Origin of the sequence: Exiguobacterium sp. AT1b, from assembly GCF_000023045.1 — a bacterium.
In the GTDB taxonomy this organism is placed as follows: Bacteria; Bacillota; Bacilli; order Exiguobacteriales; family Exiguobacteriaceae; genus Exiguobacterium.
On the sequence record NC_012673.1, the window covers coordinates 840,391 to 861,787 of the forward strand.

Annotated in this window: 22 protein-coding genes; 10 read left to right on the forward strand and 12 right to left on the reverse strand. The window is 51.8% G+C overall.

Annotated features, from left to right (window positions below):
- Positions 1 to 41: 41 nt before the first annotated feature.
- Together EAT1B_RS04425 and glpK are read left to right on the forward strand one after the other, a co-directional pair.
- Positions 42 to 749: an MIP/aquaporin family protein gene (locus EAT1B_RS04425; RefSeq protein WP_012726934.1), complete on the forward strand. Its 708-nt coding sequence runs from the start codon at positions 42 to 44 to the stop codon at positions 747 to 749.
- Between the two features lie 28 nt (positions 750 to 777).
- Positions 778 to 2,295 (forward strand): glycerol kinase GlpK, encoded by a 1,518-nt coding sequence (gene glpK, locus EAT1B_RS04430; protein ID WP_012726935.1) that lies wholly within the window; start codon positions 778 to 780, stop codon positions 2,293 to 2,295.
- Between the two features lie 65 nt (positions 2,296 to 2,360).
- Here glpK and EAT1B_RS04435 read toward each other — a convergent pair whose 3' ends face one another.
- From EAT1B_RS04435 to cspD, 11 genes are all read right to left on the reverse strand, one after another.
- Positions 2,361 to 3,500, reverse strand: coding sequence for a hypothetical protein (locus tag EAT1B_RS04435; protein WP_012726936.1), 1,140 nt, complete (start codon positions 3,498 to 3,500; stop codon positions 2,361 to 2,363).
- A 43-nt stretch (positions 3,501 to 3,543) separates the two neighbouring features.
- A complete protein-coding gene (locus EAT1B_RS04440) occupies positions 3,544 to 4,947 on the reverse strand; it encodes a S41 family peptidase (protein ID WP_012726937.1) in 1,404 nt (467 codons plus the stop codon).
- A 101-nt stretch (positions 4,948 to 5,048) separates the two neighbouring features.
- Entirely contained in the window at positions 5,049 to 6,374 is a 1,326-nt protein-coding gene (locus tag EAT1B_RS04445; RefSeq protein WP_012726938.1) for a murein hydrolase activator EnvC, read from the reverse strand.
- Positions 6,375 to 6,398: 24 nt separating this feature from the next.
- Positions 6,399 to 7,301, reverse strand: a complete 903-nt coding sequence (ftsX, locus tag EAT1B_RS04450) for a permease-like cell division protein FtsX (protein ID WP_012726939.1) — start codon at positions 7,299 to 7,301, stop codon at positions 6,399 to 6,401.
- Positions 7,291 to 7,977, reverse strand: coding sequence for a cell division ATP-binding protein FtsE (ftsE, locus tag EAT1B_RS04455; protein ID WP_012726940.1), 687 nt, complete (start codon positions 7,975 to 7,977; stop codon positions 7,291 to 7,293). Before ftsE ends, ftsX begins: the two co-directional genes overlap by 11 nt.
- Before the next feature lie 454 nt (positions 7,978 to 8,431).
- Positions 8,432 to 8,767: a cytochrome c551 gene (gene cccB / locus EAT1B_RS04460; RefSeq protein ID WP_012726941.1), complete on the reverse strand. Its 336-nt coding sequence runs from the start codon at positions 8,765 to 8,767 to the stop codon at positions 8,432 to 8,434.
- A 108-nt stretch (positions 8,768 to 8,875) separates the two neighbouring features.
- Positions 8,876 to 9,733, reverse strand: coding sequence for a YitT family protein (locus EAT1B_RS04465; protein WP_012726942.1), 858 nt, complete (start codon positions 9,731 to 9,733; stop codon positions 8,876 to 8,878).
- Positions 9,734 to 9,794: 61 nt separating this feature from the next.
- On the reverse strand, positions 9,795 to 10,895 hold the full coding sequence (prfB, locus tag EAT1B_RS04470) for a peptide chain release factor 2 (protein ID WP_012726943.1): 1,101 nt from the start codon (positions 10,893 to 10,895) through the stop codon (positions 9,795 to 9,797).
- Between the two features lie 54 nt (positions 10,896 to 10,949).
- Positions 10,950 to 13,472: a preprotein translocase subunit SecA gene (secA, locus tag EAT1B_RS04475; protein WP_012726944.1), complete on the reverse strand. Its 2,523-nt coding sequence runs from the start codon at positions 13,470 to 13,472 to the stop codon at positions 10,950 to 10,952.
- A 139-nt stretch (positions 13,473 to 13,611) separates the two neighbouring features.
- Positions 13,612 to 14,175, reverse strand: a complete 564-nt coding sequence (gene hpf, locus EAT1B_RS04480) for a ribosome hibernation-promoting factor, HPF/YfiA family (RefSeq protein ID WP_012726945.1) — start codon at positions 14,173 to 14,175, stop codon at positions 13,612 to 13,614.
- A gap of 307 nt (positions 14,176 to 14,482) precedes the next feature.
- Positions 14,483 to 14,680: a cold-shock protein CspD gene (cspD, locus tag EAT1B_RS04485; protein ID WP_012726946.1), complete on the reverse strand. Its 198-nt coding sequence runs from the start codon at positions 14,678 to 14,680 to the stop codon at positions 14,483 to 14,485.
- Positions 14,681 to 14,951: 271 nt separating this feature from the next.
- On the opposite strand from cspD, the gene EAT1B_RS04490 reads away from it, so the two are divergent.
- The 8 genes from EAT1B_RS04490 (at position 14,952) to EAT1B_RS04525 (ending at position 20,767) form a co-directional block, all read left to right on the forward strand.
- Positions 14,952 to 15,446 (forward strand): competence protein ComK, encoded by a 495-nt coding sequence (locus tag EAT1B_RS04490; protein WP_012726947.1) that lies wholly within the window; start codon positions 14,952 to 14,954, stop codon positions 15,444 to 15,446.
- A gap of 74 nt (positions 15,447 to 15,520) precedes the next feature.
- Positions 15,521 to 17,266 carry a hypothetical protein gene (locus EAT1B_RS04495; protein WP_012726948.1) on the forward strand — a complete coding sequence of 582 codons (1,746 nt, stop codon included), beginning with the start codon at positions 15,521 to 15,523 and terminating at the stop codon, positions 17,264 to 17,266.
- Between the two features lie 9 nt (positions 17,267 to 17,275).
- Complete coding sequence (locus EAT1B_RS04500) at positions 17,276 to 17,566, forward strand: EscU/YscU/HrcU family type III secretion system export apparatus switch protein (protein ID WP_012726949.1); 291 nt, start codon at positions 17,276 to 17,278, stop codon at positions 17,564 to 17,566.
- Positions 17,563 to 17,943, forward strand: a complete 381-nt coding sequence (locus EAT1B_RS04505) for a flagellar protein FliS (protein WP_012726950.1) — start codon at positions 17,563 to 17,565, stop codon at positions 17,941 to 17,943. Before EAT1B_RS04500 ends, EAT1B_RS04505 begins: the two co-directional genes overlap by 4 nt.
- The gene (locus EAT1B_RS04510) at positions 17,927 to 18,829 is read left to right on the forward strand and encodes a flagellin (protein WP_012726951.1); all 903 of its coding nucleotides are present in this window, start codon (positions 17,927 to 17,929) and stop codon (positions 18,827 to 18,829) included. The genes EAT1B_RS04505 and EAT1B_RS04510 overlap by 17 nt, the downstream gene beginning before the upstream one ends.
- Positions 18,830 to 18,853: 24 nt before the next feature.
- Entirely contained in the window at positions 18,854 to 19,297 is a 444-nt protein-coding gene (locus EAT1B_RS04515) for a YaaR family protein (protein ID WP_012726952.1), read from the forward strand.
- 9 nt (positions 19,298 to 19,306) lie between these two features.
- On the forward strand, positions 19,307 to 19,972 hold the full coding sequence (locus EAT1B_RS04520; RefSeq protein ID WP_012726953.1) for a DUF2225 domain-containing protein: 666 nt from the start codon (positions 19,307 to 19,309) through the stop codon (positions 19,970 to 19,972).
- 294 nt (positions 19,973 to 20,266) lie between these two features.
- Positions 20,267 to 20,767: a DUF1572 family protein gene (locus EAT1B_RS04525; protein ID WP_012726954.1), complete on the forward strand. Its 501-nt coding sequence runs from the start codon at positions 20,267 to 20,269 to the stop codon at positions 20,765 to 20,767.
- Here the strand turns inward: EAT1B_RS04525 and EAT1B_RS04530 are convergent.
- Positions 20,755 to 21,276, reverse strand: a complete 522-nt coding sequence (locus EAT1B_RS04530; protein ID WP_012726955.1) for a DUF402 domain-containing protein — start codon at positions 21,274 to 21,276, stop codon at positions 20,755 to 20,757. The two genes, EAT1B_RS04525 and EAT1B_RS04530, sit on opposite strands and share 13 nt — an antisense overlap.
- Between the last annotated feature and the right edge of the window lie 121 nt (positions 21,277 to 21,397).

Below are 21,397 nucleotides of genomic sequence, written 5' to 3' on the forward strand. Positions count from 1 at the left end.
AGTGGTAAGTCAATTTGATAAGGGAGAAAGGGGAGTATCACATGTCAGCATTTGTCAGTGAAATTATTGGTACGATGCTATTGATTCTGCTCGGTAACGGTGTCGTCGCCGGCGTCGTCCTCCGCCATTCAAAAGCGGAGAGCGCAGGTTGGGTCGTCATCACCTTTGGTTGGGGATTCGCTGTTATGATTGGGGTATACGCAGCTGGAATTTATGGAGGAGCGCATTTGAATCCTGCTGTCACCGTCGGGTTGGCTACAGCAGGCTCATTCCCTTGGGCTGATGTGCCGGCTTACATCTTGGCGCAATTTATCGGGGCGTTCATCGGGGCCGTCCTCGTATTTCTACACTACAAGCCACATTATGATGTGACCGAAGATGCGGGACTCAAGTTGGCCACGTTCTCCACTGCGCCAGCCATTCGTAATACGCCATTTAACTTGATCTCGGAAATCATCGGTACGTTCGTCCTCGTGTTTGGGATTTTATCATTTGGAGCCAACACGTTCACAGACGGCTTGAATCCGCTCATCGTAGCGTTTCTCGTTGTATCAATTGGTATGTCTCTTGGTGGACCTACCGGTTATGCGATCAACCCGGCACGTGACCTTGGACCGCGTATCGCTCACGCCGTGCTCCCGATTAAAGGAAAAGGCACATCAGACTGGGGTTACTCATGGATTCCAGTTGTCGGTCCGATTATCGGTGCTGTCATCGCCGCACTCGTTTACGGCATTCTCGTCCCTTAACACATAATTTTGAAGGAGGAAATCACATATGGCGAAAGAAAAACGTTATATTTTAGCATTGGACCAAGGAACGACAAGTTCACGGGCAATCATTTTTGATCATGATGGAAAAATTGTCACCGTCGCACAGCGCGAATTCAAACAATACTTCCCAAAACCAGGCTGGGTCGAGCACAACGCCAATGAGATTTGGGGCTCTGTCCTCGCCGTTATGGCGGAAGCGTTCGGTTCTGCTGATATCGACCCGAATGAGATTGCTGGAATCGGGATCACAAACCAACGTGAAACAGCTGTCGTCTGGGAAAAAGAAACAGGACGCCCTGTCTATAACGCCGTTGTCTGGCAATCCCGTCAAACCGCCGACATCTGTGAAGAGCTGAAAGCAGCCGGTCATTCCGATATGGTCCGCGACAAAACAGGTCTCCTCATCGATGCCTACTTCTCAGGAACAAAAGTCAAATGGATTCTTGACAACGTCGAGGGTGCACGTGAAAAAGCTGAGAACGGCGAGCTCCTCTTCGGGACAATCGACACGTGGCTCATTTGGAAACTCTCTGGTGGAAAAGCACACGTAACCGATTACTCGAACGCATCGCGTACACTCATGTACAATATCTACGAGCAGAAGTGGGATGACGAGTTACTCGACATCTTGACAGTGCCTAAATCCATGCTTCCTGAAGTCAAACCGTCAAGTGAAGTCTATGCGAACACGATTCCATACCACTTCTTCGGATTCGAAGTCCCGATTGCCGGAGCAGCAGGTGACCAACAGGCCGCCTTGTTCGGACAAACGTGCTTCGAAAAAGGTGAGGCGAAAAACACGTACGGAACAGGTTGTTTCATGCTCATGAACACGGGAGAAGAAGCCGTCAAATCCGATCACGGTCTCTTGACGACAATCGCATGGGGCTATAACGGGAAAGTAGAATATGCGCTCGAAGGATCAATCTTCGTCGCCGGTTCTGCGATCCAGTGGCTCCGTGACGGATTGCGGATGTTGAAATCAGCGAAAGACTCGGAACAGTATGCGACACGGATCGAATCAACTGACGGTGTCTATGTCGTTCCTGCCTTCGTTGGTCTCGGTGCCCCGTACTGGAACTCTGACGTCCGTGGTGCCATCTTCGGTCTCACGCGTGGGACAGAGAAAGAACAGATGGTCCGTGCGACAATCGAGTCACTCGCTTACCAGACACGTGATGTCCTCACGTCGATGGAGAGTGATTCAGGCATCAACTTGAAGACGCTCCGCGTCGATGGTGGGGCCGTCAGCAACAACTTCCTCATGCAGTTCCAATCGGACATTCTCAATGTTCCGGTCGAACGTCCTGAAGTGAGTGAAACGACTGCACTCGGTGCCGCCTACTTGGCGGGTCTCGCCGTTGGATTCTGGAAAGACCAAGCCGAAGTCAAAGACCAGTGGAAACTCGACAAGAAGTTCGATCCGAACATGGACGAGTCTCACCGTGAAGCCCTCTACAAAGGATGGCAACACGCAGTCGAAGCCACAATGGCATTCAAACCTTCAAAACTTGAAGTATAAGACGAATGGGCATCCTTACGGGTGCCCATTTTGTATGCAAAAAAGAGTATCCAAAACGGATACTCTTACAGTTTACGTAAGCGAACTCTCGGGCTCGTCGGTTCCCCAACGAACAAAATCCCGAGCTCATGTGGATCGGTCTCATACATCGCCCGTTGAACAAATCGGATATCTCCGTTCAGATTCAACACTTCCAGCTTGATGTATGGCTTATGTTGCTGGAGCGCCTCATAAAAACTATGCCCTCCGGTGATGACCGTCCCGTTAACTTTATAGATCGATTCACCCGGAATGAGTTGCATCGCCTCTCCAGGTGAGTTCGGTAGCGTGTCGACGATGACCGCCCCACGGTTTCCGTTGATGAAAACGGGTGTCGTTCCCCGATTCTCGCGTTTGATCCATTGTAAGCCGAGCTCATAGAGGACGAATAGCGTCAATACTACATAGTCGACATATGGAATCTCAAACGTATATGAGAGGCCGAATAGACCGAGGGCGATCAAAGCGAGTACGGCACGATAATTGCTCAATCGTGCGAGAAGCGTTCCTGGTAAGGCGCCGGTCGACAATAAACTGACCCCAATCGGAATCGGAAGAATGATGGGCATCATCGGCCAGTCAAGACCGAACATCGGTGGCATGAACACAACGAGCGGGAAAAACCAAATCCGTTTGACGACATGCCCTCCGATAAACTGTCCCCGTTTCGACAAGATCAAAGTCGGGGACGTCTCTTTTGATCCGTTCCAACGTAAGAGAATCGATTCCGCAAGGGTGACGAGACCGAACGTGAGCGCATAGACCGTCCAATCGACCCGAGCGAGTGCCTCTACCCAATCGCGAAGCGCCCCATATGCGACGACATCGCGCAACAGGACGACCCCGAACAACACGAGAAGAGGCAGCACCAGATTAAAGAATCGCGGATGCATCGTCAAGACGACGAGCGTATAGAGAATCGTGAACGAGACGGCCCACTCAAACGTGATGGTCGTCTCCAGTAAAATCGTCGCGATCGATGAGAGGACCGCTAACAGAAGACTCGGCCAGATGAAATGTTTCCATTCCGACTTCGGCGAGCGACGTCTCGAACGGAACATGGCCCGTTCTCGCTTGACCCGTGTCAGCGATATGTATGTAAGGGCGACGAGTGTCACCCAAAACAGCGGACTACCTAACAACGTCAATAAAGCCGTAACACTCATTCGTACAACTTCCACGCGGTCCAACCCTTTCTTTCATACAACGTTATTTTGCGGCTTCTTCAAGCGCTCGATTCAACTGGGCGTCATTCGCCTCATCTTGAATCGCTTCGAGCAACTTCGCTTCGAGTGCAGAGGCTGTCTCTTCATCGACCGTTCCGGAAGCCTCGAGACCATTGTCTGTCTGGAATGCTTTCACGGCGTTCGCCATCGTGTCCCCGTAATATCCCGGCTGACCGCCTGGCTCATAGCCGATCCCAGTTAAAATTTTATGCAAGTTCGAGACGGCATCGCCGTAATCTCCGACTTGGAGCGACTCTTCTTCTGTCAGCACACGGGTCACGTTGAAGTAATCCGGTTGCTCCACTTCAATGTCCGGCTCGATGCCCTTCTTGTTGATCCAGTTCCCGTCCGGCGTGAGCCATTTGCTCGTCGTCAACTTCAAGTTACTGCCGTCCTCTAGGTCGAACGCCGTCTGGACGACACCTTTTCCGAACGTCTTCGTCCCGATGATGGTCGCGCCTGCCCCTTCTTTCATCGCACCAGTCAAAATCTCAGATGCCGAGGCAGAACCTTCATCCGTCAAGACGAACAGGTCATACGGTTTCGCTTCACGGGCGCGGCCGTTTTGTGCATCACGGTCCCCGTCCGCATTCTCGATTTGAACGACCGGTTTTGAGGTCGGGACGAATCCTTCTGACATTTCGATGACGGCTGGCAAGAGACCTCCCGGATTTCCACGAACATCGATGATCAAGCTATCGATCTCTTCTGACTCGAGTTGCTCGAGTTGTTCGAGGAATTCATCAGCCGTCGGTTCTGAGAACTGGGTGACTTGGAGATACCCGATCTTTTTGCCATCTTTCTCTTTCACTTCAGAGAAGACCGTCTCGATCGGAATCGTGTCACGAGTGATCTCATAGTCCGCCGTCTGACTGCCACGGCGAATCGTCAACGTGACGGTCGTCCCTTTTTCACCTCGAATCAATTGGACGGCTTCCTGTACATCCATCCCTTCGATCGATTCTCCGTCGACCGCTGTGATGATGTCGCCAGGACGAAGTCCCGCCTCTTCGGCCGGAGCGCCTTTGATCGGAGCGACAATTAAGATGTCCTCTCCTTTCTTCTCCAAAGTCGCGCCGATTCCTTCAAAACTCGATTCAATCGAGTCCGTAAATTGTGACGTTTCTTCCGCATCCAAGAAATCCGAATACGGGTCGTTCAGCGCTGCGGTCATCCCGTCGAGTGCGCCGGTCAATAAATCGTCTTCTGAGATGTCCTGTAATGAATGTTCTTCAATCAAATCACGTACTTGGTCGACTTTATCCCAGCCTTCCGCATTCGTTTGAATGGGAAGCGATGTGTCTGTAAACGCCATCGTCGCAAGGCCTGCACCGGCCCCAGCCACGAACGTTGTGCCAGCGAGTAGTCCTGCGGTTGAATTTTTCACGGGTTGGTCCCTCATTTCTCTTTGTAAGTCTTTTCATTAGTATAGCAAAAACTAGAGGAAAAGCGGACGCGTTCCACATATTTGGGACGCGTCCGCTTCTGTCAGTATCCAATATACGGGGCTGGGTCAATCGCGTTCGGCTGTCCCGGTGCCCATTTTCCTCGATGTAACTCAAAATGAAGATGGGGACCGGTCGACCAGCCGGTATTGCCGAGCGTTCCGATCGTCTGTCCCGCCGCCACTTGTTGACCGGCTCCGGCCGTGATCGCATTCAAATGGGCATAGACGGTCGTCCAAATCTCACCGTTGATGACATGCGAAACGAAGACGACATTTCCGTATCCCGTCGCCGGCGCCGCTTTGATGACGACACCTGGCGCGCTTGACACGATTGGTGTCCCAGATGCATTGACGAGGTCGATGCCCTTGTGAATCTCCGGGACACCCGTCAACGGGTTGTCTCGTGGACCGAACGGACTAGACACATAACCGGATACGGGACGAACGAATCCGGTGGACGTGGACACATTCGTCGGTGTTTCGGTTGGTGCGGTCACTTCTGGTGCCTCCTCAACCTCCGACTCACGGGCTTCCGCTTCTGCTTGTGCTCGCTCTTCCGCGGCACGCGCCTCGGCTTCACGCTTGGCACGTTCGGCTGCCTCTGCGGCTTCTCGTTCGGCAGTCGCGATCGCCTCGAGTTGTTCATTGATGATGCGGTTCTGTTCAGCCATGACCGCCTGTTCTTCACTGCGCGTCATCTTTTCGAGCTCGAGTTGCTCCACTTGCTCGTTCAGTTCGACCAACAGGTCACGTTTCTTCTCGGCCGTTCGGTCAAGGTCTTGCTTCGTGATCACGAGCTCGCGCTCTTTTTGCTTGATGAAAGAGAGCTGGGTGCGTTGTGTCGACTCGAGCGACTCCAAGCGTTCCATCTCACTCATATAATTATGTATGAGTTCCCGATCCTGTTCAGCGATCGTGCGGGCCGTCATGGCCCGTGTCACGAAGTCGCCGAAGGAACGGGACTCAAAGATGACTTGTAGATAGGAAGTATCTTCATGTACTTGCAAGACGCGAAGGCGCTCGTTCACGAGTTCCTTCTGGCTTTCCAAGTATTCTTCCTGAACAGAAAGTTGTTGGCGGGTCGACTCGAGTTCTGCCCGGGCTGTATCGACCTCATGTTGCTGAATGGCGATCTGTTCGCTCAATTCATTCAACCTGTCGTCGACGACGTGTATTTCCGTCTTCACGGCATCACGCTCTGCCTCGGTGATCTCGAGTTCGGCATCCGTCTCGGCCTGCGCTTTTTTCGACTCCTCCAACTCATTGGACAGTCGATCTTGTCGAGCTTTCAACGTGTCTTTCTCTGTCGCCATGACCGGCATGGCAAGTAACGATACACACAACCCTAGCGCAAGCGAACGTTTCATCCGCCAACTCCTCCTTAATTTAAGTTAGATTTTCAAGAAGCGACCGAGCGATGTCGTCGATCCCCAGATTCCGATGAACGCACCGAGTGCAAGTAAAACAAGTGATACTTGGACTGTGAGCGTCGATGGATCAATCAACTTAAATATATCACTATTCAATTGATCAAGCGATGGTTGTAAAGCACTATATGCGACGTCATATCCGAAATAAATGACAAGAATCGGGACGAGAGCCCCAAGCATTCCGAGGAGCAATCCTTCGATGAAGAACGGCCAGCGGATGAAGCTGTTCTTCGCTCCGACGAGACGCATGATTTCAATCTCACGGCGACGCGAGAAGATTGTCATTTTAATCGTATTCGAGATCAAGAACATCGCCATCAATGTCAAACCGACGATCAACGCGAGTCCGCCGATGCGAATCCCGTTGAAGAAGGCAAACATTTTATCGATGTAATCTTTTCCGTATTTCACATCGTCCACATTATCGAGTGAACCGACCGATTTGGCCACTTCCTCTAGTTCTGTCGGGTCTTGTGCTTTGACGATATAGCGGGCGTGGAGCGGGTTATCTTTCTCTACCGTTCCGTATGCGGCCGCATCATCACCGAGCTGGTCTTGGAACTTCGCTAACTCATCTTCTTTCGAGCTGAACGTGACCGTCGAGACGCCCGGCACCTGTTCAATGTTCTCTCCGAGTTTCTCAACGGAGTTCTCGTCCGCTGTACGGGTGATGAACACCTGAATCTCGACATCATTTTCGACATTATCTGAAATTTCATTGACGTTGAACATAACGAGTGCGAACACACCGACAAGTAGCAACGTAATGGTCACGGCACTGATGGCCGCGAACGACATCCATCCATTCCGAAGTGTTCCTTTGAACCCTTCGCGCAAATGGCGCAATCCAGTCTTAAATATCATAGCCATATGCTCCTTTCTCTTCATCGCGCACGACTTTCCCATTCTCAATCGCGATGACGCGGTGACGAATCTTATCGACGATATCACGGTTGTGTGTCGCCATGACGATTGTCGCTCCGCGGCGGTGAATCTCTTCAAACACTTCCATGATGCCCCATGCCGTTTCCGGGTCTAAGTTCCCTGTCGGCTCATCGGCGATGATCAATTTTGGTTTGTTGACGATCGCTCGGGCAATCGAAACACGTTGTTGTTCTCCACCTGATAGTTCGTCCGGATAGTTGCGCGCCTTGTTCTTCAATCCGACAAGATTCAACACATCCATGACTTGTTTCCGAATGGACGACGTTTCCGCTCCAACAACTTCTAATGCGAACGCAACGTTCTCATACACCGTAAGTGACGGCAACAATTTGAAGTCTTGGAAGATGACGCCGAGTTGACGGCGTAGCTTCGGTACATGGCGGTCTTTAATTTTTCCGACATCGAGTCCGTCAATCAACAACTGACCGGCTGTCGGTTTCTCCTCACGATAAATCATCTTCATGAACGTCGACTTCCCGGCACCGGAAGGCCCGACGACATAAAGGAACTCGCCGTCGCGAATCTCTAGATCGAGGTCATCCATGGCGACGACGCCGTTCGGATATACTTTACTGACTTTTTGCATCGAGATCATAACGTATTCCCTACCCTTTTTAAAATATTTTTAAGCATCTATGACGAATTTGAATCAATTGTTTTAGTTACTGTATATTTCGCCTAGAGTCTTTTTTACAGGAAACGGCTCCCCCTGTCAAGGTGTCGTTTTTTTATATTCGCCTGGTCAAAAAATCATCTAGGGCATAGTTGAAGCGACTACAATTATATCAATCCGACTTTTAAAACACCATTACAGGATTGTTTCAGTTCGATTGAGTTCGGTGTGAAAATGTCGCGAAGAACCTCGCTTTCTTCATCTCTCGGAGAATGTTGAAACCGCACTTCAAAATGGATAACCTCGTGATTCTTCATAAACGGATCGATTTTCTTTTAACCTATTTTATCGGTACAAGATTTATTGTATAACCTCATTTCAATCAAAGGGACTATAAAAAAAGCATGAGGTATACTCCACCTCATGCTTCTCTGTCTTATTTTTTCTCAGCGAGCCAAGCAGCGACCGCTGTGATTTCTTCATCATCTTCGAGGACGTTCGCAGGCATCGCGCCTTGACCGTTTCGAATGACGTTTTCAATCTCTTCTGCCGACAGACGAGCACCGACTTGCTCGAGTGACGGACCACTCATTCCTTCAAGATTCGCACCGTGACATGCCGCACAGTTTTGTGCGTATACCGCTTCCGCGTCAACCGATGCCGTGTTCGAGCCCGAATCCCCGTTGCTCGACGTGTCCTCTTCTTCACCGCCGCCACATGCGCCGAGTGTCAGCATGGCGCCGAGGCCGATGGCCATCATCCATTTTTTCATAACCACGTTCCCCTCCTAAGTTGTAGAAATGACCTACATTTACCATTATAGCCGTTAACGTATGCTTTCTAACCTAATCTCACGAAAAGTACACAAAGATTCCACAACTTACGGGACGTTGATATAACGCTTATCGGATGTAAACCCTTGTCCGAGCACCTCATGTGCCTCACTGAAGACGAGGAACGCCTCCGGGTCGATCCGACGGATGATTTCCTTCAATCGGCTCACCTCGCTCTGTCGGACGACGATCATGAGCATCGGACGGTCGAGACGTGAGTATGCTCCGATTGCTTGGATCTCTGTCGCACCACGGTCAAGCTCCTCGAAGACGGCCCGGACGATGAAGTCTCGCTTCTCCGAGATGACGTAAGCCATCTTGTCCTGTGTGAACCCGAGCTGGACGAAGTCGATCATCTTGACCGTGATGAATAACGCGATGAGTGCATAGAGTCCGGTCGTGAACGAGAACGTCAAGGCCGCGGTCAAGACGACCATGCCATCGAGGATGGCGATACAGAGATAGAGCGGGATGTGCGTGAACTTATGTAAGATCTGCGCGATCAAATCCATCCCCCCTGTCGAGGCGCGCCCCCGGAAGATGAGCCCGAGTCCGACACCGACGCCGACACCACCGAAAATGGCCGCGAGGAGCGTATCGTCCACGGCCGCACCCGCATCAATCGCCTCATAGAAAAGAATGACACCCGGTAAGAAGATGGAGCCGACGAGCGACTTCACCCCGAAGCCGAGTCCAAGGATGGCCCACCCGATAATCAGAAGTAACACGTTCGCCACGAGCTGGAACGCCCCCGGCGAGATGCCGAACAGTTCATACGTGATGACCGAGATCCCACTCACCCCGCCCGATGCCAGATTATTCGGCAACAGAAAAAGACTGAAGGCCGAGGCGACGAACACTGAGCCGGTCAACAAATACAGATAGTCTTTGACGATTTGCTTCATTAAAGAAAGTCTCCTTTACACACAACATGGCCCAAAGACGGGTGTCTTTGAGCCACATGCATCACATATTTGTTTTACGAAGGTAGGCATCGATGAACGGCATAACATCCCCGTCCATGACCCCACTCGTGTTTCCGACTTCATAGTTCGTCCGGTGGTCTTTGACCATCGAGTACGGGTGGAAGACGTACGAACGGATTTGGCTACCCCAACCGATGTCCGTCTTCTCCCCACGGATTTCGTCGAGTTTGCGTTGCTGCTCGTCGAGTTCGCGTTGGTACAATTTCGCTTTCAACATCTTCATCGCCGACTCACGGTTCTTGATCTGTGAGCGCTCGGTCTGACACGAAACGACGACGCCCGTCGGCACGTGCGTGATTCGGACGGCAGAGTCCGTCGTGTTGATGTGCTGACCGCCGGCACCTGACGCGCGATACGTGTCGATACGGAGGTCCTCTGTCCGTACTTCGATCTCGATGTCATCATCGAATTCCGGCATGACGTCACATGACACGAACGACGTGTGTCGACGGCCTGACGAGTCGAACGGCGAAATGCGGACCAATCGATGGATTCCTTTCTCCGCCTTCAAGTAGCCGTACGCGTTATGACCGACGATGCGGAGCGTGACCGACTTGACGCCCGCCTCTTCACCCGGGAGGTAATCGACCGTCTCGACTTTCCAGCCTTGTTTGTCAGCGAAACGTTGATACATCCGAAGGAGCATCGATGCCCAGTCTTGTGACTCGGTACCGCCCGCACCCGGGTGTAATTCGAGGATGGCGTTGTTCGCGTCATATGGTCCGTTCAAGAGGATTTCGAGTTCGAAGTCATCAAACTCCTTCTTGAGCGCTTGAATCGATTCCCCGAGCTCTTCTTGCATCTCGGCGTCCGGCTCTTCCTTGATGAGTTCGAGCGTCACTTCGCCGTCCTCATGTTGGTTCGCGAGGTCTTGATACTTATCGACCATCGCTTTGAGTCCGTTTGACTCGTCGATGACTTTTTGTGCCTTCTCCTGGTTGTCCCAGAAGTCTGGATACGTCATCTCGTTCTCGAGCTCGGCGATGCGTGCTTCCTTCTCTGTCAAGTTAAGAGACGCTCTGTAATTCTCGAGGCGTTTCGCCATCGCCTCTAGTTCGTTCCGAATATCTGAAATTTCCATAGTGTGATTCACCTTTCCGTAGGAAAGAGGCGAGCGGACCCGCCTCTTCAATAATTAAGCCTGTTGTCTACCGTGACAGTTCTTGAACTTCTTACCCGAACCGCACCAGCATGGATCGTTCCGGCCGATGCTGTCTTCTTTCGAACGACGGACCGGCTTTTTCTTGACCGGCGCATCGCTCTTGCCTGAGACGGCGACTTCCTCTTCGACCACTTTCTCACGACGAAGGTTGTCCCCGACTTCGGCACGAAGGACGAAGCCTGTCACTTCTTCTGAGATCGCCGCGTTCATCGCGTCGAACATGTTGATCCCTTCCGCTTGGTACTCACGAAGCGGATCGTTCTGTCCGTAGGCGCGGAGATGAATCCCTTGACGCAACTGGTCCATATGGTCGATATGAGCCATCCAGTGCGAGTCGACGGCACGGAGCACGATAATCTTCTCGAACTCGTTGAAGCGTTCCGGCGGCGCGAGTTCACGTTTCGCCTCGTACTGTTCGTTCACGCGTTCCATGAGAAGTTCGATGATTTCTTCACGCTCTTTGCCGTAGAAGTCCTTACCTTCGACCGTCTTCTCGAGCGCGAGCGTCTGGTTGGCCCAGTGCGCGAGCTCGTCGATGTTCCATTCTTCCGGTACGAGTTCGATCGGCGTGTATTGACCGACACCGAGTTCGACCGTCTGCGCCATCATCGAACGGACGATATCCGTGACCGACTCGTTCTCGAGGATGCTCGAGCGGTCCTTGTACATGACCTTCCGTTGGTCGGCCATGACGTTGTCGTAACCGAGAAGCTGCTTCCGCGCATCATAGTTGTTTCCTTCAACACGTTTTTGCGCTGACTCGACCGCTTTCGAGACCATGCGGCTCTCAATCGGTTGCGTGTCATCCATCCCGAGACGCTCCATCATGCTTTGGAGGCTATCCGTTCCGAAGCGACGCATGAGCTCGTCTTCGAGCGACAAGTAGAACTGGGATTTACCCGGGTCCCCTTGACGACCCGCACGACCGCGAAGCTGGTTATCGATTCGGCGTGACTCGTGACGCTCTGTCCCGATGATGTAAAGACCACCGAGGTCGATGACACCTTCTCCGAGCTTGATGTCGGTACCACGACCAGCCATGTTCGTCGCAATCGTGACGGAACCTTTTTGACCGGCGTTCTCGATGATTTCCGCCTCACGGGCGTGGTTCTTCGCGTTCAAGACATCGTGACGAATCTTCTTCTTCGTCAAGAGCTTGCTCAAGTATTCAGACGTCTCGACGGCGACCGTACCGACGAGAATCGGTTGTCCCGTTGCGTGGACTGCCGAAATTTCTTCGACGACGGCTTTGAACTTGCCTTCCATCGATTTGAAGATGAGGTCTGCCTTGTCATCGCGAAGGATCGGTTTGTTCGTCGGAATCGTCACGACCTGCATGTTGTAGATGTTACGGAACTCTTCTTCCTCTGTCTTCGCCGTACCGGTCATCCCGGCAAGCTTCTCATACATCCGGAAGTAGTTCTGATACGTGATTGTGGCGAGCGTCATCGATTCGCGTTGAATCTCGACGCCTTCTTTCGCCTCGATCGCCTGGTGAAGACCTTCCGAGTAGCGGCGTCCGTCCATGACACGACCCGTGAATTGGTCGATGATCATGACTTGACCCTCACGTACCATATAGTCGATATCGTGATGCATGACCGCGTTCGCACGAAGGGCGAGCCCGACGTGGTGGTTGACGGCGACGTGTTCGATCGCGAACAGGTTGTCGATGCCGAAGAACTTCTCGGCGAGGTCGACCCCTTGGTCCGTCAAGAGGACCGATTTCGTCTTCACGTCGACCGTGTAATCGTCTTCCTCTTTCAACGTACGGACGAACGCATCCGCGCGTGTGTAGAGTTCTGTCGATTTTTGAGCCGACCCCGAGATGATGAGCGGAGTACGCGCCTCATCGACGAGGATCGAGTCGACTTCATCGACAATCGTGTAGTAGAGCTCGCGTTGTACACGGTCTTCCTTATAAAGGACCATGTTGTCACGGAGGTAGTCGAATCCGAGCTCGTTGTTCGTCGAGTACGTGATATCACAGTTGTAGGCCGCCTGTTTCTCGACACGGTCCATGTTCGACACGTTGAGGCCGACCGAGAGACCGAGTGCGAAGTAGAGCGGCTCCATGAGTTCTTTATCTCGTTTCGCCAAATATTCGTTGACCGTTACGACGTGTACGCCACGGCCAGTGAGCGCGTTCAAGTAGACAGGAAGTGTCGCGACGAGCGTCTTCCCTTCACCGGTTTTCATTTCGGCGATGTCGCCGTTATGGAGCACATAGCCCCCGATGAGCTGGACACGGTAATGACGCATCCCGAGCACACGCTCCGATGCCTCACGACAGACCGCGAACGCCTCCGGCAAGAGGTCGTCAAGTGTCTCGCCTTTCGCCAGACGTTCCCGGAACTCTTCCGTCTTCGCCTGGAGCTGTTCGTCGGACAATGCCTTGATTGGTTCGGCGAACGACTCGATCAAGTCGGCCGCTTTCTCTGCTTTTTTCAACATTCGTTTCTGTGGAGCAAATAACTCTTTCAAAAAGTTCGCCATACTCATATCTCCTCTGCACTCACTAAAAAATGCATGTTTTTTCCCTAATGTACAGTTTAACCGAAGTGGTGCCACCTTTCAAGGAAAGGCAAAAGGAAACGACCCCCCGAAGCCGGGAGGTCGTGTAGTGTCATGTATATTATTCAGGTTCGATCAAGCCGTACTTCCCATCTTTACGACGGTAGACGACGTTCGTGTTGCCCGTTTCTGCGTCAGAGAAGACGAAGAAGCTGTGACCGAGCATATCCATTTGAAGAATCGCCTCTTCCGTGTCCATCGGTTTCAACGTGAAGCGTTTCGTCCGCACGAGTTCGAGTTCTGCCTCGTCCTCATCGTAGACGGCCGGTGTATCATCAGGTCCTTCTAAAGACTTGAAGTACTCGCCGACGCCACCTTCTTTCCCGCGTCCTTTACGGTTGAGTTTCGTTTTGTGTTTACGGATTTGACGTTCCAATTTATCGACGACGAGGTCGATTGCCGCATACATGTCGAGGTTGATGTCCTCAGCACGGAGCAACAAGTTCGGCATCGGGATCGTCACTTCCACTTTTTGTTTCTCGTTATACACTTTCAAGTTGACGTAAGCCGTCTGTGCATCCGTAGGAGTTGTGAAATACCGAGTCAACTTCTCCAGCTTTTTCTCGACATAGTCTTTGATTGCTGGTGTGACCTCAATGTTTTCGCCGCGAATGTTATAAATCATCTGAACTCCTCCTTAGAAATAACCGCTTGAACCAATGATTCGTCGAACGAGACGGAATCTCCTGCTTCATTTCTTAAAAAAGAAAGGGGAACCAGGTGGCTCACTCATATTATACCCCGAAAACGCTGCGATTGAAAACGTTATCATCAGAAAATAATGACAATTTTGTTCCGAATTCAACATTTCCTAGAACGAGCGAAAGGTATAGAAAGAAAATACCCATTCCACTCATTTTTAAACGCCTTTTTTTATTATGTAGACAAAATAAAAAGCCGACTCACAAGGGAGCCGGCTTCACGGTTTGAAATTATAATTTTACAACGTTAGCCGCTTGTGGGCCACGCTCGCCATCAACGATTTCAAACTCTACATCTTGACCTTCGTCAAGTGATTTGTAGCCTTCAGATTGGATTGCTGAGAAGTGTACGAACACGTCTTTGCCGCCTTCAACTTCGATGAATCCAAAACCTTTTTCTGAGTTAAACCATTTTACTTTACCTACCATGTGTAAATCCATTCCTTTCACCATTGGAGAATACAGAGGGTTGTCCTCTACGCCTAATCTTACCACCTTCTTGTAAGCGTGACAAATACTTTCTCAAATATTTGTAAACGATTCGTCATTTGGCTTTCATTGGAATTCTATTTCCCTACTTTTCATATTGTCTTGTTGAATTTACATTTTTTGTGATATATCATTGAAGGGATGATTTAGGTTTGTGCCGTTTGTCTTTAGCCGATCCTGAAAATCTAATACGAGGAGGATGGTGCAGCGTATGCGCTCCTACTATTCTGAGGAAAAATATCGCATCACAAAGCGAACCGTGGCGATTCTCCCTTGCTTTGACATCATGAAGCAGTCACGGATCATTCTCGAGGATGGCACCGAGATTTCAACCCCGCTCCGGCCGTACCAGTTGTTGCAACTTTCTTGCCGCCAGTACAACAGCTCGATCGAGGAAAGAATCTTCATCGCCAAACGCGTCGCCGGCGTAAAAGGGAAAGTCCCTGTCGTGATTGAACCGACAACTGGACTCGTCTTCTTCCCGACGAAGTCTCCAAAACGAGACGATTGTGAATGGTATGCCTGGTCCCATATTCGAGACATACTGAACGTTGAGGGTGAGCCGAACGGTCTCGTCCTCACGACCGATGGACATCAAATCCAAACGAACGCAACACCGTACGTCCTCCGGAACCAGCTCAAAGCGACAGGTGAACTTGTCGCCCGGTTCCAACAATTGAACGCGAGCCCCGTGCTCGAGTCCTGACACGCCTTCCGTCGAAAAGACGGAAGGTTTTTTTCTATTGTTTTGCTTCATTTTTTTAAAAAGAGGTCGATATTATGGTCGAGGTGACAAACATGCAAATTCAAGCCCAAGCGACCGCCGTCAGTTCGGTCTTACCAGGCATCCAGACGAACCGGACGTACAAGGCCGAGCTCGTCAAACAGACAGGACCCGACTCCGCGATCGTCAAGATCAACGGTGAAGAAGTCGAGGTCACATTCAAAGACGGGCTTCCGAAGACGAACCCGTTCCAAGTGACGCTCGCCGAACAGGACGGTGTCTTGATGGCGACCGTCGTTCCTCCAAAGGAAGAGACACTTGAATCCGCACCACCTGCGTCCGCGTCGTCAAAGCTTGATGCGAAGATTCAGACGCTGCTCGCTTCCCTTCCACCTGAAGTACGAAGCGCGGTCAGCCGCATGCTACAATCCGGACGCTTGCCGATGAACGAAGACACGGTACGCCTGCTCGAGACGGCGTTCAAAGGGGACATGCGGGACGTCATCCTGCATTTGAAGACGCTCGATACGCAGGCCGTACCCCGGGAAATTGCGCGGGAGATCGCCGTCCTCTCTTTGAACGAAGCGAGACAACAGATCACACCACCGGCGCCGAACGCTTCGTACCCGCAAAAAGAGCGGTACGTTGAGCTCGTCAATCTGTCACGCCCTGTGAGTGAACGCGTCACACCGACACCGGAGACGATCGACCGGGTCATCCGTGACATCACGCCGATGACACCTTCATCACCGCGTCCGATTGAATCTGAATCGCGCCAGGCGATGCCGCTCCCTCCAATCAACGGCAAGCAAGTGATGGTGAAAGAAGTGACGTCACATCTCGCGACCGTCACGAACACGTTCCGAAACGAGCAGGCGACCGTGACGAAACAACTCGGACAAGTCGCTGCGTTGATCGAGACGAACCCGCATGCGGCACGCCCTGCCCTCGAGACCGTCTCGACTCGTCTGACGCAACTCGTCCAAAAGACGGACGCCTTGCTTCATACCGATGTGACACAAGAGAAGCAACTGGTCGCCATGACGGCCAAACTCGACGTCGCGTTGTCGTTGCTCGCGACGAAACCGCAAGAGAGTGCGACGCTCGTCAAAGAGGTCCGAGCGGCACTGAATGACTTCCGCTATGCGCCGAACCAGGCACGTATCGAATATATCCCGCACGGAGCGACACGCGCCGGTGAGATGCCGACCGTCGCGCCACTCAAGCTCGATTCGACATTATCCGGACGACACGTCCAGGAAGTAGCGCAACGTGTGCAGACTCAGGCACATCTCGCCCAAGCGACGTCCAATACGCCGACATCAGCTTTATCGGTACGTGGAGATACGACGAACCCTGAGGCACAACGCCTCGCCTCGTTCTTCCAAGTCCAACAGACACTCAACCGTCTCGACGGGGGACAGCTCCATCAGCTCTTGTTCGCCCTCCCGGCAAAAGTTCAAGAGATCGACACGGGGATCCACGTCCATATCCAAAACCGGGAGGCAGGAGACGTCGTCGACTGGGAGAACAGTGTCCTATACATTCGTTTAGAGACGCCACGTCTTGGAGAAATTGGTGTCAAACTCGAAGCGAAAGACCGAAACCTCCGACTCACACTCGAGCACGACGATTCGACGGTCGAGCGACTCGCTCGTCCCCTTCTCGGGAAGATCGAACAAACGCTCGAGACGATCGGATATAAGAGTGTGACGACCCAGTTCAAACCGCTCACGAAGGCGGAGCGCGTCATCGAAGAGCCAACGATCGCACCGACGACTGGATATGACTTTAGAATTTAGGAGGTCCCGATGTACCAACGCATGGATTTGACGAAACGCAAGACGGCCGCGGTCGTCCGCTATGACGAAACGACGGATAAAGCGCCCGTCGTCGTCGCCCGCGGGACAGGCGCCGTCGCTGAAAAGATTTTACAGGAAGCACGTGCCCGAGGAGTAGCGGTCGAGAACGACCATTCCTTGCTTGGCCATTTGCTTGACCTTGACCTAGGAGACGCCATCCCACCCCAACTGTATGACGTGATGGCAGAAGTGTTGTTGTTGATAGAGGAACTTGATTCGATCAAAGGAGAACAAAGATGAATCCAACCCAATTATATGAGATGAGGCCAGAAGAACTCACGCAAGCGATGCTTCATGCACTCGTTTATCACTATGAACGTGCCCAAGACTCGACGATCGCGGAACGGAACCGCCACCTTCGCCAAGCCCGGGAGCTGTTGGTCAAGCTCCACCAAGGACTCCATGACGGCGGCGGAATCATCGCGGCTCAACTGGATGAAATCTATCTATATATGGCGAACGCCAGCGTCGAAGCGATCATCGACCAGGATAAGAAAAAAATCGCCGAACTACATACGCTCGCGAGCGACCTCGATCAAACGTGGAGTGAAGCGATGACGCGTGCCAAGACTCAATCTGTCCCGACTGGAGGAAACCGCTATGAAAATTACCAATAACGTACAAGCTTTAAAAGCTTACTCATCACTTTCCTTGAATCAGGCATCGATGAAGAAGACGATGGACCGTCTCTCGAGCGGGGTCCGCATCAATAAGGCGTCGGACGACGCAGCCGGTCTCGCCATTTCGGAGAAGATGCGGATGCGCCTCGACTCCCTCTCGATGGCAGAACGCAACACGCTCGACAGCATCTCGCTCACACAGACGCTAGAAGGCGGAATGAACGAAACCCATTCCCTTCTTCAGCGCATGCGCGAATTGTCCGTCCAAGCAGCGAACGGGACGCTCAGCGAGGACGACGCCAAAGCCGTCCAGGAAGAAATTAACGCGTTGACCGCCGAAGTGACGCGGATTGCGGAGACGACCGAATTCAACTCGAAGAAGATCATGAACGGGGAATACAAAGAAGGGAATAGCACGTTATTCTTCCAAATCGGTGCCGGCAACAACGAAGCCGTCATCTTAAACGTACAAGATATGCGAGCGCACGCACTCGATATCACGACGTTGACACCGGGTGGCGGGGAACTCCCTGCCGTCGATGATGACAATGATGGAGCAACGCCTGATCGAACATTCTACGCGCTAAGCGTATTGACACCGGCGGACGCAGGAGACGCCATCTCGAAATTCGATGCAGCCATCAACAAAGTGTCACTCGAACGTTCGAAACTTGGGGCCATTCAAAACCGACTCGAGGCGAACGTCAGCGTCGTCGCCATCGGCTCAGAAAACTTGACGGCATCTGAATCACGAATCCGTGATGCCGATATGGCCCGTGAAATGATGGACTTCGCCCGTCTAAACATCTTGAATCAGTCCGGCATGGCGATGATTGCCCAGTCGAACGCATTGCCGCAAGGCGTGTTACAATTATTGAACTAACCTAAAGAAAGGACGGTTGCCCATATGGACATTCGTCGCATCATGGAGACGCAATCGCTCCTCGGCTCAAGCAAGGCGAAACGCCCCGAAGTCGAACCCGGCGTCTCCTTCCAAAACGTGATCGGTCAAAAACGCGAAGATCGGGAATACGAACGCTTCCAGCGTCAAATCGCCGCGATTCATGAACAAGGAGAACTGCTCGCCGAGAGTCAGACCGTCGAGGCGCTCGCCGACTACAAACAAATGATTAAAGACTTTATGAAAGAGGCCGTTGACGCGGCACTCCGTCTTGAGGACAAACGTGGATTCAATCGCCGCGGCCGCGCGAAGATTTATAAGGTCGTCGAACAAGTCGACCAAAAACTCCTCGCGCTGACGGATCAGGTCATCTCAGGTGAGGCCTCTCGCCTCTCCTTACTCGACCAGGTCGGTGAGATTCGCGGACTGCTCGTCAACGTCTATGTGTGAGGTGTCGAGATGGCAGAACATTTATTTTTGAAGAAAGTCAAATGTCCGTATTGTTTACAGGAAAGTAAGACGAACCGTGTCTTATCACGTCACATCCGTCCGCTCGAGGTCGAGAAGGATGGTTACACGACGTATGACGGACCAAACCCGTATTTATACGAACCGACCGTCTGCGACCATTGTCACCTCGTCTTTCATGACTCGTTCGACAAGGTGCGCAAACATAACCGGGAAGCACTCGAGACGAACTACTTCAATCAAGTGAATCCAGATGTGTTGAAAGGTGACCGCTCGTATGAGCACGTCATCCTCCTCTATAAGTTCGCCGTCATGACGGCCCAGTTGAGCGGACAAAAACCATCTGTCGTCGCCATGCTCGGGATGCGAATCGTATGGATGTACCGATTGATTGGGGATACGGCATCTGAGAAGGAATGGATGCAGCGGACGCTCGATAAATACAATGAGGTGCAAGAAGCGTATACAGACCCGATTCGTACCGGATTACCGTACGATCAACTTATGCTACGGATTGCCGACCTCTCGGCCGCGCTCGACTACTACGAGGATGCGCGTCGTTGGTACGGGATTCTCTTAAGCAGCAAGGAAGTATCGGAGCGGATTCGGAACCAGGCCCGCGATCATTGGGAAGAGTTTCGGTTGGAGCATGCGTAATCAGAAGTGTGGGACCTCGTGTCTCACACTTTTTGCATACAAAAAAATCGCGCTCATCCACTCACGGACAAACGCAATCGACACAATTAATGGGTGAACCTTCAAACCGAAAAGAGACCACGCGACATGACTCACGTGAAAACCAAAACAAGGCACCCTCATGCCGACTACGCGGTGGCGTCTTGCGCGATAAGACTAGTATACCGCTTCTTTTATAATATTACTATAGTTTTTGACCGGGATAAATGTGGGGTATAGTCAAAATGGATACATACGAAAAGGAGGATGCTATTTATGTTTGAAACGCAATATCTCGATACCGTACGCGCTACGTTCAAAAGTCAGAAACAACTCGCCGAGCGCGCACTCGTCCAAGTGAATGACGAGGATCTGCATAAGGCGCTTGCACCGGATACCCTCTCCCTTGCTCTGATCATTCAGCACATGGCGAACAATATGAAGTCCCGTTGGACCGATTTCTTGACGACGGATGGCGAAAAGCCGGACCGCAACCGCGACGCCGAGTTCGAGGACCAGCAACTGTCCCGTGAAGAACTCATGGAGGTTTGGGACGAGCGTTGGCAGCTGTTGGATGATGTCTTAGCCGATTTGACACCAGATGACTTAGGAAAGAACGTGATGATTCGTGGGGAAACGCACTCCGTGATTGACGCGATTGAACGTCAAGTGTCGCATTATGGGTACCATGTTGGGCAGATCGTTTATCTGTCGAAGCTATTCGCCGGGAGCGACTGGGATGTGTTGTCGATTCCGTTGCCGCATCAACGGAAGTGAGACGTCTTTGATTGAGAAAGTTCGAGGAGACGTCGCTCGAACGAACCGTCGAACGGGAATTGTCGATATTGAATCCGGTGTTTCACCTCGTCAACGGTCTGCCAGACGTAGGAAATCAACGCATCCGGATAACCGTAACGCACTTGATTGATCTCGAACTCTTCTACGTCGACGAGTCGCCATTCATTCGGTTGCTCCGCGACAAAGTCTAAATCCAGATCAATAAAGTGAATCGCCTCGTCGGTCATGGTCGGCGGAAGTCCGATATTCGAGTACCAACGCATCGTCCCGTCGTGCTCCAAATCGAGTTGGAGCGTGAAGCCAACATGTCGTATGAAGCACTCGAGGGAATGGGAATCATATGTATAACAGGCACCTCGCGTATGATGCTGGAGCGTTCGCCCAGGACCTGCATACAACAACACATAATCATCCGTTTCTTCGATGACGTGACTCGACCATTCATAATGGAACTGTTGGTCGTATTTGAGTAGAGAAACGTTCTTCATGGTAGACCTCCTAAAAGATGGGATATCTTGATTATCCGCTATCGCTTGGGTTTAGACTAGATAAGTATGGCGTGCCGAATGATATCGGCACGCCCACTTTATTTCGTAAAATCAAATGAGA